General features: G+C 39.2%; 11 protein-coding genes. All 11 read left to right on the top strand.

Annotation, left to right across the window (positions count from 1 at the left end; all coding sequences use genetic code 11):
- Positions 1 to 94 precede the first annotated feature (94 nt).
- The 11 genes from P3L37_RS18935 to P3L37_RS18885 all read left to right on the top strand — a co-directional run bounded on the left by P3L37_RS18935 (position 95) and on the right by P3L37_RS18885 (position 12,729).
- Positions 95 to 271, top strand: coding sequence for a hypothetical protein (locus tag P3L37_RS18935; RefSeq protein ID WP_162762197.1), 177 nt, complete (start codon positions 95 to 97; stop codon positions 269 to 271).
- Positions 272 to 330: 59 nt separating this feature from the next.
- Complete coding sequence (locus P3L37_RS18930) at positions 331 to 891, top strand: hypothetical protein (RefSeq protein WP_052219368.1); 561 nt, start codon at positions 331 to 333, stop codon at positions 889 to 891.
- A complete protein-coding gene (locus P3L37_RS18925) occupies positions 888 to 1,520 on the top strand; it encodes a hypothetical protein (RefSeq protein WP_052219367.1) in 633 nt (210 codons plus the stop codon). The genes P3L37_RS18930 and P3L37_RS18925 overlap by 4 nt, the downstream gene beginning before the upstream one ends.
- Positions 1,521 to 1,799: 279 nt before the next feature.
- Entirely contained in the window at positions 1,800 to 2,714 is a 915-nt protein-coding gene (locus P3L37_RS18920) for a tetratricopeptide repeat protein (RefSeq protein ID WP_042847118.1), read from the top strand.
- A gap of 95 nt (positions 2,715 to 2,809) precedes the next feature.
- A complete protein-coding gene (locus P3L37_RS18915; protein ID WP_042847114.1) occupies positions 2,810 to 4,096 on the top strand; it encodes a sel1 repeat family protein in 1,287 nt (428 codons plus the stop codon).
- Between the two features lie 145 nt (positions 4,097 to 4,241).
- Positions 4,242 to 4,529 (top strand): DUF1778 domain-containing protein, encoded by a 288-nt coding sequence (locus P3L37_RS18910; protein WP_042847112.1) that lies wholly within the window; start codon positions 4,242 to 4,244, stop codon positions 4,527 to 4,529.
- Positions 4,530 to 4,531: 2 nt separating this feature from the next.
- Positions 4,532 to 5,038: a GNAT family N-acetyltransferase gene (locus tag P3L37_RS18905; RefSeq protein WP_373370580.1), complete on the top strand. Its 507-nt coding sequence runs from the start codon at positions 4,532 to 4,534 to the stop codon at positions 5,036 to 5,038.
- 87 nt (positions 5,039 to 5,125) lie between these two features.
- A complete protein-coding gene (locus tag P3L37_RS18900) occupies positions 5,126 to 5,407 on the top strand; it encodes a hypothetical protein (RefSeq protein WP_042847108.1) in 282 nt (93 codons plus the stop codon).
- 40 nt (positions 5,408 to 5,447) lie between these two features.
- A complete protein-coding gene (locus tag P3L37_RS18895; RefSeq protein WP_042847106.1) occupies positions 5,448 to 5,837 on the top strand; it encodes a hypothetical protein in 390 nt (129 codons plus the stop codon).
- 605 nt (positions 5,838 to 6,442) lie between these two features.
- Positions 6,443 to 11,281, top strand: coding sequence for an AAA domain-containing protein (locus P3L37_RS18890; protein WP_042847104.1), 4,839 nt, complete (start codon positions 6,443 to 6,445; stop codon positions 11,279 to 11,281).
- Entirely contained in the window at positions 11,278 to 12,729 is a 1,452-nt protein-coding gene (locus P3L37_RS18885; protein ID WP_042847102.1) for a hypothetical protein, read from the top strand. The genes P3L37_RS18890 and P3L37_RS18885 overlap by 4 nt, the downstream gene beginning before the upstream one ends.
- Positions 12,730 to 12,765: the final 36 nt, after the last annotated feature.

The raw sequence follows: 12,765 nt of genomic DNA, 5'->3' as shown, positions 1-12,765 counted from the left end.
TAATTCCCGGAAGGTGAACCCGGTGTTAGACTCAAAAATTCAAGCGTTAAAGTACCGTGTTCTATCTTTCTGAAAATTATTGGGGTTGTTAATCATGCCAATTGCAAAAGAGAAGCCAGCGGAAAATCCAATTCTCCAGGATCTGGATTTTTTCATTGAAGACCGTTCGGGTATTTGGGTCAAACAATGGAAGTCTGGCGGTGGGTGCTGTCCGGCCACTGATGAAGAAGTTGTGATGTGGAATTTGCTGGTAAAACTAACCGATCAGTAGATGTTGGCTTAAGCCACCCGCGCGCTGATGAAAGTCAACTTATACAAAAGGTAATGACGATGAAAGTAACTGAAACCAAGGTGATGAGCCTTGAGATCAGCGAGCTTCGGGACTTTGACCCGATCCGCGTGGTGACTGAAAACTACGGGCCTGGGCGTGGCCGAATCACGATAACGTGTGAGGGCAAGGCGTGGACAGGCTCCTGGTTCGCAATGAGCGACCGCTCCGTTGAGCAGTTTTTCTGTGACTGCGGCAATGATTACCTGGTCAATTGCATGGCCGGTAACGTGAGCAGCGAAATCGACAATGACAATGAGGCGAATATGCGTTTCATGTTCAGTGAAGTGCTGCGCCTGCGCCGGGAAGGGGAGTTATCCAAAGACCAAGCCCGTGTGTGCTGGGAGGAAATCGACGGATCTGACGATATCAAAAGCACAGTCTGTGCCTATTCTTCAGTGATCAGTGAGGTGCCATACTTCAGCACTGAACCGTGGTACCTGCCGTGGCCGACGGTGCCGAACCCAGTCTTTATCCGCCTGAATAGCATGTTTGACATCGTTCGGGCTGCACTGCAACAGCACCTGGCTTTGGCCGGGCAGTCAGAGGAAACGATAGCATGACCGAACGTGAGCAGTTTGCCAAAGATAACGCCATGTCGATGGACTTTGTGAATTGGTTCTTCGACAACAAAAAAGACAGCTGTGGCAACGTCTGGTTTATGATGGCTGCGGCCATGTGGGAAGGGTGGAAAGGGCGGGCGAGCCGAGAGGCTCAGGCAGTTCAAGTAACAGAACGGATGGCGCTCGACTTTCATCACGCCCTGACTGATGGCAGTATCGGCAACGACGAACTAGAAGAAATCAAGGTCGGTCTACGTGCTGCTCTATGCAATGTCGCCGTTCCACCAGCGCCAGCAGTGCCAGATGCTGTCGATTATTCAGATCTCGACACTACCAGCCAAGATAGAGAGGTTATCGAAGCTATTGCTGAGTGCAAAGGCTGGAACGCCTACCGCACCGCATTGCTTGCTCAGCCTGTAAGTAGCTGTTACACGTTAGCAGACGATGCCCGGCGCATGAATTGGCTGGTGGCGCATCATGTTGCGGTTAGAAAACCGCTTCGCTATGGAAGTGAGGCTATGTTCACAGCCCAAACCATAACCGATGAAGAGGATGATCATCACGCCACTAAGCTGCGAGAACAAATTGATGCAGCCATGAAGGCTGAAGCGGTCAAAGTACAAAAATAACACCTCTCCTTCTTTTTCCTACTTCCCCCAGAAAGTCCTGCTTATGAAGTGACCCCATTATGTCGGGCTTTTTTTAATCATTAACAGCTGATGACCTGTACGTGAGGATATCAAAATTCCCCTTATGTATACTGAAAAAATACGTTATTTTATTGTCTTTAATTAAAGGTATTAAAAATACTATTTCTTAGACTTTTCAGCTTGATCAGCCAATCTTAGGTTGATACGTATAATTATCAAAAATCACCAAGTATTTATAAGCAATTAAAGGGTTTACATATGAAACGGATTTTTTTTATATCGCTAACATTGATATTAAGCCTCAGTGCTACTGCTAATAATTTGCCTGTCAAAAGTGAGCAATCCTTGATATCTAAACTAACAACCCTGGCAAACAATGGCGATGCTCTTTCTCAACAAGCTTTAGGCAATGTATACCTAGAGGGGCGGCTAGTCGAAAGAAACCCCGAAGAGGCGATTAAATGGTATATGAAATCAGCAGAACAAAATAACCCTGAAGCTCAAGCTCAGGCTGGATTTTTTTACTATATGGGCTATGACGGGAAACGAGACTACTCAAAAGCTTTGTATTGGCTAAAGAGAGCGTCTGAGAACGGTTCTGGCCAAGCTGACGTAGTTTTGGGCTCTATGTACATGGTCGGTGAGGGGGTGAAGCAAAATGAAGTCTTAGGTATTAAATACCTTCAGTCAGCCTCGAGCAGAGGAGTTAAAGAGGCTGCTGATGTACTGGCAAGGTTAAATAATCAAACTGAAAATGGTAAAAGTACAGTTGGAATAATGGATGATAAACCATTAAAAATACTTAAAAGGGAGGCTGAACAAGGAAATGACCAAGCTCAATATGGCCTTGGCTCACACTATTATAACAGCCATAATTATGAGGAAGCTTTTAAATGGTTTGAATTATCGGCCAAGCAAGGGAATGCCTATGCTCAATTGCAATTGGGATTTATGTATGGTGACTCAAATGGGTATGTCAAAGAAGATTATAAAAAATCAAAATACTGGTTTGAGAAATCAGCAGCGCAAGGAAATGCAGATGCAAATTACTTTCTCGGCTTGCTGTATTTAACAGGTAACGGAGTTGAAAAGGATAAATCAAAAGCTAACAAACTATTTAAGAAGTCATGTTCGCTTGGAAGTAACAAGGCCTGCGATAGATTAGAGGAATAACAATATAGTTACCCCATTAAAAAAGAGTATTTAAGCGCATGATTTAACAGGTTTAATTAGGTTTATAACATCTCACTAGTAATAGGGAATTTAAAATGGGATTCTTCAATAAGATATTTTCCAGACCAAACCGTAAACCTCTGGTAGATAAGAAAATTTTGAGTAACGGAGCGCGATTAAACGATGCCGAAGTGGATATCCTCTTTATAATTAAGAATGGCGATGTTTTGTATGTAAACCATGAAATAGAAAACCTCTTTGAGGTCGATCGTGGTGGTGACCGCCTTTTCAAAGGTCGCGTAGTGAACTACAAATACTTAGGTGAAACAACAAAGGATGAAGTGCAAGTCTTTATTGGCTTTGATGAAAATGACGCCTATATAATGTTCACTCTACAAGCTAACTTACAAGATAGATTTGAATTTGTTGGGCAATCTTTGATGCGATTCTTTTCCAGCAATCGTATTAATGGTGTGTTTTCGTGGGAAGGATATTCAGTTCAGTATGAGTACACATATAAATTATATAATAAAAACAGTACAAATTTTCTGATTAACGCCAACCAAACCTTTGGTTATTTAATTAGTGAAGATACTTTCGAGCAAGGGGAAGGGGATTTGCTGAAGGAAAAATTTTGGCATACCAAACAAACTACACATAGTGAACCTGAAGCACAGGTGTACTGTTACCCTAAAACCAATACTGAATACTCTGTGTCTTCAAGTTGCATTAAAAGCGATAACGAATCAGCAAATAAAATATATGAACAAGGTGTTGAATATCTAAAAATAGCTGATTTTAAAATGGCCTTTAATAATTTTAAGATTGCATCTAAATATGGACATACTTCAGCTACATTCAATTTGGCACTAATGTATAAAAATGGAAATGGATGTGATTATAGCTATGAAGATTCCATGCAATTGTTCATAAAATCACAAGATGAAGGACATCAAGGGGCTCTGAGGCACATAAAAGAACTGGTAAAAGCTAAGGAACTGTCTGCCGACCTATCCAACTACCCTCTGGTATTAAATGAAGCAAGTCACTTACATGACGGAACTGTTTTATACTTCTTTTATTTCTTCTTAATTAATAGCTTAAGCGAAGGTGATATTGTTAGCTGGATAAGATATGAGCTCGATTGTGCATCTATAGGTAATGAATTAGCGCAGCAATATGTCCATGAAATATCACCCAACAGTGAGTTCTATCGAAATGGAGGGGAGGAGCTGACCCCTAACGCATCGCTTTTTAGTGACATTTTTGATCATGTCACCATACCTCTTAGAAAAACGGAGGACTTTAGCGATATAATCAAGTTAAGGTGCAATCTAGTTAAAAATCTATTCAATCATATCTTTAACAAACACTTAGATTAACTCTTCCATCTCTCTTAGATACCTAGCGCTGTAAATTGTTAGTTTTTGCTAGGTTTCTTGTGCAGTAGCCTATTTATAATTGTAATGACAACGACATTACACTCTTATATACTTAGCAGAATAAGCAATTAATTGGGAGGCATATATGGCAACTCAAAATGATGTAGCGGTAACACGCTCATCTCTGAACCTGAGAATTAAACCGGAAGACAAAATCCTGATCGACCGCGCCGCAAATGCGGTAGGCAAAAATCGAACTGAGTTCGTTCTGGAAGCCGCTCGACGAGCTGCTGAAGAGACACTGGCGGACCTGCGGGTTATTAACGTCAGCCCCGAGGTATACCAGGAGTTTATTAATCAGCTTGATGCCGCACCAAGGAACAATGAGGCATTACGAAAAACATTGATGTCTAAATCCCCTTGGGAGAAATGACATTGAAGCTGACAGCACCCGAACCCCTCAAAACAGGCCATTTGCTGGAAGGCTTTTCATCTGGTGAAGAGGCTTTAGATCTCTGGCTAAAAAATCGGGCCATGAGTAATCAAAACTCAGGAGCTTCACGAACATTTGTAACCACTTCTGATAACCAAGTGATGGGGTATTATGCCTTGTCTTCCGGGATTGTGAGCACCAATCAAGCTGTTGGCCGATTCCGCCGCAATATGCCTTCTGACATACCAGTCATCCTTCTCGGTAGACTGGCAGTGGATACAAGAGCTAAAGGGCTTGGAGTTGGAAGGGGATTGGTCAAAGATGCCTGTCATCGTGTTATTCAGGCCTCTGGGCTGGTGGGCATACGAGGAATAGTGGTCCACGCTCTAACTGATGATGCTAAACGCTTCTATGAACACATTGGTTTCGTCCCTTCACCACTTGACCCTATGATGCTAATGATAACACTCGCCGATCTGCAACTCGCAATGGGTATTCATCCAAACTGATCAAGCCCGGAATGCAGGGCTTTTTTTTCGTCACCCGCCTTACTGCTCGCATAATGAAAGCACCTTTTTCACGATCGAGACACCGCAATGACAACTCTTAACTGGAAACCGAGCGAAAGCCGTTGGAACCAAGGCGAGCAACTTTATTTGGGTCAATTTAAGATCGGTTCAGCTTACTACGATGCGACGCATACGCGTGGGCAGGAGGCTTATGCTACCCGTTGCAGCCTGCCAGGCCTCAAAGGCGATCTGGGACATTTCCCTGATATGGCCGCAGCCAAAGATGCCGTTGAAAAGGCGGTGGCCTTCTGGCTGAGAAGAGCTGGGCTGCAATTCTCCGAAGCAGTCAACACAAAGGCTAAGCCATAAACCAATAGCAGAGTGTTGCTGTCAAAATCGAGAGGCCGTAATGACTTTTAAACAAAGCCGCGAATTGCCCAGAGGGGCGGGCATTACCTTTATGTTCTTGCTGTTCTCTTCTGGAGTGGCATTGCTCTTCGGGACGGGATGGCTGATCACCACCGTTATGAACGGGCTTGATGCTTTCCCTTATGCGCTCCGAGGGTTTTCTTGGCAATGGCAACCTGAGCCCGGTTGTCTGACCATCATTGATGCCCCAACAACGTTTTGGGGATACCTCGTTGCTGGTGGGGCGGGATGCATCACATTGCTGTTCATCTGTGTGTTCATTGGCATGAGTCTGTTGTCAATCCATACGCTGTCACAAGTCATCAATAAGCAACTTGACGGCCTGGATAAATTCGGGATTAAGTTAATCTCACGTTTGTTCAAGAAGTAAGATCAGCGAGTGCGAACTGAGCCCGGCAATGTCCGGGCTTTTCTTTGCCAGCAGTCAAAAGCCGGGATAATGGTCCTATAACTAGGAAAACAAAATGCTAAAGTAGCGCTTATTCAGTAAAATGAATCCAATATAAGTAAATTAGTTGGCTGATCATATTGATGGGAAACTCCATGTTAACAGGGAAGTACTCAATCAACTAGATGAAATTTAGGGAAATTTTGAACAGGTGGTATTGCAATCCCATTTTTGTAGTTCTTACTTTTTACTCATCTGACATTAAAATGAGCTAAAAAATACTGAACACGCTGAACTATGGGACAAACCAGTGCCCAGTCAATGTTTAGATAAAATGAAAGCAATGTGCGTTGGAACAACTTTAAAGATAAAAACCTGATGAAATGATGGAAATCGGTCACAACCGAGCATTAAAACAGCAATATAGTTATTTGATATTATTTGTAAAGAGAATGCAATGGCTGTAGAAAGTCAGAACGCGTAGGTCGAAAATAGAAATAACATATTTACAAAGAAATTAAAATCATAAATCAGGATTTATGTACGTCAATAACCAATATGTTTTAGGTTAGTTAGGAATAAAAATAATGAAAATAAAATGCTTGGACCCTTTAGGAATTAACAGTTATGAACGAGAAGCTAATGAAAAACTTGAAGCTAGTCTACCTCAAAACTGGAAAGGTTATTCATCCTTGGAAATGCGAGGTAGACAAAGTGGAGAATTTGAAGGTGACTTAATTATTATCACTCACGATAGAATAATAAATGTTGAGTTTAAAAAGTGGTCAGGAAGAGTTTTTTCGAAGGACGGTCAATGGGTAGTTCAGTTTCCTAATGGTAATGAAGAACATCGAAAACATGGAGTTAATCAGTCTCGTAGATCTGCAAAGATACTCTCAACCAAATTAAAAGAAAGGTTGGGCAATAAGTTTATACCTTGGGTTGATTTTTGTGTGGTTCTATGTGGAACCGCAACCAAAGATGATCTTCCTCCTGACGAACAAGAGTACGTTTTCTCGTTAGAAGAATTTTCAAAAATTGGTGATGATAAGATTTATAAACAATACTTCAAAGATAAGTCGTGGATGATTAAGCGTAAGGAAGATGCGCCTAATAAGAACCTGAAACAGTGGGATAGGATTTTCTCTAATAATAGTGCTGATTTTAAAGCCAAAGACTTTTCTATCAATAATTATGTTCTTCAAGGTAAACCTCAATTCCGGCATCGTGATGGACTTTATGCAGAGTACCTGAGTCAACGTTCTGATAATCATAATTATAAAGCACTAATGCGGCGCTGGGACTTTACTTCTCCTTGTATCATTGAGCATGCCAGAACACCTGAACAGAGGTCGCTAATTGCCCACAGAGAAAGTGATGTACTCGGTTATATAGCAAGTCAGGATGAAGATCTTAGGGATACATATTTGCGATTAGAATATTTACCTAGTGAGTTATCTTCTGACTTTGTTGAATTGTATGAGTGGCCAAACAAAAAAGAGCGTCTTGATACATTTATTAGAAAGAATAGTTTAAAACTTACTGAAGAAAATAGAATTAACTTAATTCAAGCTCTTGTTAGTCGTCTTGCGAATCTTCATGATATAGATGTGGCTCACCGTGATATTGGTAATCACAGTATCTGGGTGTCCCTCCCTAGTAAGGTAGTATTGTCTAATTTCCTGACCGCAACGTATCCAGATCCGCAAAATAAAACAGTCTCTAATATTCGTAAAATTCTTCAGCACAATCAGATTGCTACACCTGAAGAGTTATACGAAGATTCAGACGGCACACATTTTACTCGAGATGTATATTTAGCTACTGCTGCATGCCACTATATAGCATTTGGTAAGCCTCCTATAAAAATGGATGGTATTTACCTATGGGAACCAATCAAAGATAATTCCATATGTGAACGACTCGAGAAATGGTTTGAAAGGGGGTTAGAGCTAGAAGTCGCGGCTCGTTTTAAGGACCTTCGAGAAGCTCTTACTGAACTTAATAAACTATTGAATGTAGCTGAGTCTGATGGTGAAGATAAATTAAGTCTATTAGCAAAATACCATTCATCAAAAAATATCTATGTCGACTTTGGAGCTACTAGTACAATAAAAGTTGACGGAACATTCAATTTTTTAAGAGCTATCGATAATTCATTTGGCCTGAAAGCTTGGTTTGGGGTGAGCGATGTGTCAGCCGATGGCGGGATAAATAGCCAGCTACTGTCATTTTTTAATAGGCTGGACATTAGAAAAAGTGCAGATATAAAGTGCCTTCCTAAAATTATAGACTATGGCTTAAACCCACAAATGACCTGTGCTTTTTTTCAGTTTGAGTGGGTAAAAGGTAGTACCTGGAAAACGTTTGTTGAGTCTCAATCAATTAACAACTTTACTTTAACGATCAAACAGCTGCTATCATCACTAATTGAGTTACATTCGGCTGGGATTCATCATGGTGATATTCATCCGGAAAATATAATCATAAACGATACTAATTTGGTATTTATCGACATTATCGAACTAGATGAAAATAGATATACCCCCACTTATTCTCCTCATAACCATGAAAATATATCTAAGGCAAGTATAGATCGCTACGCTATCGTGAAGATAATTAGTGAATTGTCAGTTTCAAAGCAGCTAACTCATTTAGGGAAATATGTAAGTAAACTTCTTGAACTTCCTGAAATATCAATTCAAGAAATTATAAAACTACATGATGAGTTAGAAAGCATTATTAGTCCACCTCCTCTCAAGCTGATAGATACTTTTAATATTTTTCATAAAAACCTTCTATTAATGCAGAGCAAATTTTTGTCTGATGATGGTAGATATTACCTAGATTTAGAAACGAATAAGGGCAAAGATAGAAATTTAGTTTCTGTACGAATTACAGGTGTGAAACATCGATTGAGTATGCTGATTCATCCAGAAAAGAGATTTATTATTTCATCTAAATTTGATGAGATCAGACATAATGATTTCATCCAAAATAAAAAAAGATCAATCCTAGAACTGAGTGGTGAGATAAATTTTTGCAAATCTGAGGGTGAAGCCTCTGAAGCTTTTTTTGATAAAATATTTGAAAGTCCAGCTTATCAAGAACTCTGCAAAAGTATTGAACACTTGGAGGAAAGTAACTCTAACCAAAATACTCCGCCGTTAACGAACATAAAAGACTCCAAAGTAACGGATGCTAGAGATGTTTGGAAAGCACTTGTTGAAACCGAACACGAAAGTAACCCGCGAGTTGAAATATCTACAGATCCGCAGATGCAAAGTGGTAAATATACATTTCAATATACTAGTGAAGGCGCATCTTTAGACTTTAACCTTAATACAGAACGTGTTTTTGTATATACAGAGAGGCATGGTGAACTTCGAAAGATAGGGGCAGTTGTTGATATTGGGTCAAATTCAATGGCAATAAACATTAGGGGTAAAGCTAGAATTAAGTTAGGTGATTCCTTGGTTCTTGAAGGTGCATTGACAGCATCATCCTTAAACAAAAGAAAGTTGGCTACGGAGAATCTGATAAAAAACAGAAGCATTATTAATAATATTGCAGATTACTTCTCTCCAGGAGCTGCGGTAAAACCAACTGAACAAGCAGAACCAACTGATGATGAATTAGACTCATATACTGAGTTAGATAGTAATGGAAAGGTGACCTTCAAATTAAATGAACAGCAGAGAAAAGCTTTCAAAGGTTTGTATAAATATGGCCCAGTAAGCTTGCTGCAAGGTCCTCCCGGCACTGGTAAAACAGCGTTCATCGGCTCTTTCATCCACTATTGCATTTCTAATGGAGCTAGAAGAGTGCTTTTAGTAAGTCAGTCCCATGAGGCTGTCAATAATGCAACTGAGAAAGTGAGATCGCTATTTGGAAGAAATGATACTGAAATAGATATTGTCCGCCTTGGTGATCAGCATGTACTTTCTGAACAACTTGATGATATAGGAGAAAAGGCTCTTCAAGAACACTATAGAGATAGGTTTAAAGCAGAATATGAGGAACGTATTACTAGGGTCGCACGAGAATTAGGAATTGATGAAGAGTTTACGAAAGTAGCTACTGAATTTGAAAAATCATTTGGTAAGCAATTAGACCGTATGCTTTCGCGTATGAAGGATAAGGAAATCGCAGGTACATTGGAGAATCAAATTGAAGGGCTCAATAAAAAATTACTTGAATTTTTTTCCCGTAAAGCGGGTATGGAGCTAAATTTAGATGATATAGAGCTAGGTCATTATAGAGAGTTTATTTATTCAGCATTATCGAGACGCTATGAAATTTTCTCTGGTGATTTGCTATCAAAGTTTAAGAATATTATTTCTATTTCAAATGAGTGGCTTAGCGTTATGGCTTCTAGCCAATCGCAATTTCAAAACTTTTTATCAAAGACACGGACTTTAGTATGTGGAACTTGTGTTGGGATAGGACGTAACCATTATGGAGTCCAAGAGAACATTTATGATTTAGTTGTTATTGATGAAGCCGCTAGATCTCCAGCGAGTGAACTTGCAATCGCAATGCAGGTAGGTCGTAAGGTTCTTTTAGTTGGGGATCATAAACAACTGCCTCCACTATTTGATGAAGAACATATAAAGGCCGCTAAAAGAATTTTACCAAAAGTTAGTACTGATGAGTTTAAGAGAAGTGATTTTGAAAGAGCATTTGTTTCTAGCTATGGAAAGACTGTTGGACGCTTTCTTAAGATACAATATAGAATGATACCAGCTATAGGAAATTTAGTATCGGAATGCTTTTACTTAGAAGAAGGTGGTCTAGAGACTGGAAGGGGAAGTACGAAAAAAGCTTATCTAGAGCTTTTTGGAGATATTTGTACTCCAGTAACCTGGATTGATACTAGTAAAGCCAAGAGTAACTCTTTTGAATCTAAATCAACAGCTAAGAATGCAAACCAGAAAAGTTACGTAAATAGGTATGAAGCCGAAATAATATTGGAGCTACTAAGTAAATTAATAGCTCATAAGAATGCGGAAAACCTTCTTGTGGAAGATGAAGATCCTAAAATTGGCATTATCTGTATGTATGGTGAACAAGTTAGGCTTTTAATTCGAGAAATTAATGGTATTGGATGGGCTCGAACGTTACTAGAAAAAGGCATCATAAAAGTAGATACGGTCGATAGCTATCAAGGGAAAGAGAATGATATTGTTATTGTTTCTTTAGTAAGAAGTAACTCCCGTGGCAGTCAAGGTCATGTCTCTTCTGAAAATCGAGCAAACGTAGCACTTTCTCGGGCTAAGGAAGCGTTGTTTATAATTGGTAATTCGTATATGTGGCAGAGTCACAATGAAGGATCAGCCTTTGGTAGAGTATTTAAGTATATTTCAGGGCACAGTGGTAACGAGTACTCAGTTGTAAATTCGCAATTTTTGGAGTCTAAAAAATGAAGATCCAACTAAACAAGGTTTGCTTTGGCTTACCAATGAAGTCTTTTTTTATGGATTATACTGTTAGTAAAAAGCGCGAATTACCAGTTGTTAAAGAGTTTGTCATCAGACTGATTTATTCATTAACTTCCACTAGTTTGGAGACGATACAAGATTTTTTTGGTTTCACGAGCAAAGAAATGCTTGCTATTGTTGATGATTTACAAGAAGAAAATTTGATTGAATGGGAAGCTGGAAAAATAAAACTAACTTACTATGCGATGAGTAAGTTTACAGAAGAGGATGGAAATTTGAGGCCTACCTTTTTTGAAATAACTGATGAGGCATATCCAGTCGAGTTTGAGTTGTACAGCTTCCGAATGCTATCTACAGATGTAAGACGTTCAGGCTCTCAAGATTTTTGCCTATCACTCAATTTGCCGGATGAATGCTACCGGAATTTATTGAATAAAGCCCAAAGTGCTTTTGATACAAATTTCAATTTATTCAGAGAGCTTGTATTAAAAGAGGATGTTTTTTCAGAGATAAAAGAGCTATATAAAATAAATCAAGTGTCTGATAGATTTGATTCAACGCTCCCGCTCGAGGTTGAGTATTTCGTGGATACCGAATCACCCAACATTTTAAAAATGGAATATGTTTCAAATACTGTTGATGAATGGGATGAGGATAAAGCAATGTTCTCACTCATGGACTCTACTATTCCAGTTGATACTAAAAAGGATTTGTATGAAAGCTTTAACGAATACCTTGAAGCAACAAATGATCCATTTCTAATTCAGTATTGGGATGACGATGCTAGAGCACTCAATATTAAAGCTATAGTTAATCATTATAGAAATGGATTGACTAAACTAAATGACGATACATTTATGCTAATTGGCAATTTATATACTGAGGGGAATAGAGATATTATAACTAACCGACTTAAGGCAATATTTGAAGATAAACCAGATAACTCAGGTTTGATTTGGCTAACTAATACTGAATCAAAAACTTGGGGGAAAACTACTGATTTACGCAAATTAATAGATGAAGTTTATAACTTCTTCGATAAAAGAAAGAAAACGTCGAAAGTAGTTTTAGGTATGGCATGTAAGAGTTATCAAGAATCAATGACCTTAAGGAATAATTATTGGAAATTATCTGAAGCTGAGCTAATGGATTTACCAACTAAATTCGGCGGTGAAAATTCGGAACTCATGATCATTCCAGGCCTAATGGTTGCAAGTTTATTCCATGTACAACTAGATGGTCAACGTGATATTTCATTCCCCGTAGGTTATGTAAGTTTTGAACCTAAGTTCATTTCAGATGTTTCCAAGAAACTGCTGGATTGGGTAATGCTTCAACCTAAATACAATGATTTTTTTGAGAAGAATGGTATCAAAGAAGAACAAACTGTCCGAAATAAACTTTTTATACCGATGCTTCATCAGAATCAATAGGTTACGCCCTATTTGGACTACGTAAACCAATAAGAA

It is taken from the genome of Providencia sp. PROV114 (genome assembly GCF_032704305.1).
Taxonomy (GTDB): Bacteria; Pseudomonadota; Gammaproteobacteria; order Enterobacterales; family Enterobacteriaceae; genus Providencia; species Providencia rettgeri.
Note: the sequence above shows the minus strand (reverse complement) of the source record. Positions and strands in the feature narration are given on the sequence as shown.

Excerpts from the sequence above, each read along its gene's own strand:
- P3L37_RS18935 (WP_162762197.1), top strand. The coding sequence starts at position 95 with ATGCCAATTGCAAAAGAGAAGCCAGCGGAAAATCCAATTCTCCAGGAT.
- P3L37_RS18930 (WP_052219368.1), top strand. The coding sequence starts at position 331 with ATGAAAGTAACTGAAACCAAGGTGATGAGCCTTGAGATCAGCGAGCTT.
- P3L37_RS18925 (WP_052219367.1), top strand. The coding sequence starts at position 888 with ATGACCGAACGTGAGCAGTTTGCCAAAGATAACGCCATGTCGATGGAC.
- P3L37_RS18920 (WP_042847118.1), top strand. The coding sequence starts at position 1,800 with ATGAAACGGATTTTTTTTATATCGCTAACATTGATATTAAGCCTCAGT.
- P3L37_RS18915 (WP_042847114.1), top strand. The coding sequence starts at position 2,810 with ATGGGATTCTTCAATAAGATATTTTCCAGACCAAACCGTAAACCTCTG.
- P3L37_RS18910 (WP_042847112.1), top strand. The coding sequence starts at position 4,242 with ATGGCAACTCAAAATGATGTAGCGGTAACACGCTCATCTCTGAACCTG.
- P3L37_RS18900 (WP_042847108.1), top strand. The coding sequence starts at position 5,126 with ATGACAACTCTTAACTGGAAACCGAGCGAAAGCCGTTGGAACCAAGGC.
- P3L37_RS18895 (WP_042847106.1), top strand. The coding sequence starts at position 5,448 with ATGACTTTTAAACAAAGCCGCGAATTGCCCAGAGGGGCGGGCATTACC.
- P3L37_RS18890 (WP_042847104.1), top strand. The coding sequence starts at position 6,443 with ATGAAAATAAAATGCTTGGACCCTTTAGGAATTAACAGTTATGAACGA.
- P3L37_RS18885 (WP_042847102.1), top strand. The coding sequence starts at position 11,278 with ATGAAGATCCAACTAAACAAGGTTTGCTTTGGCTTACCAATGAAGTCT.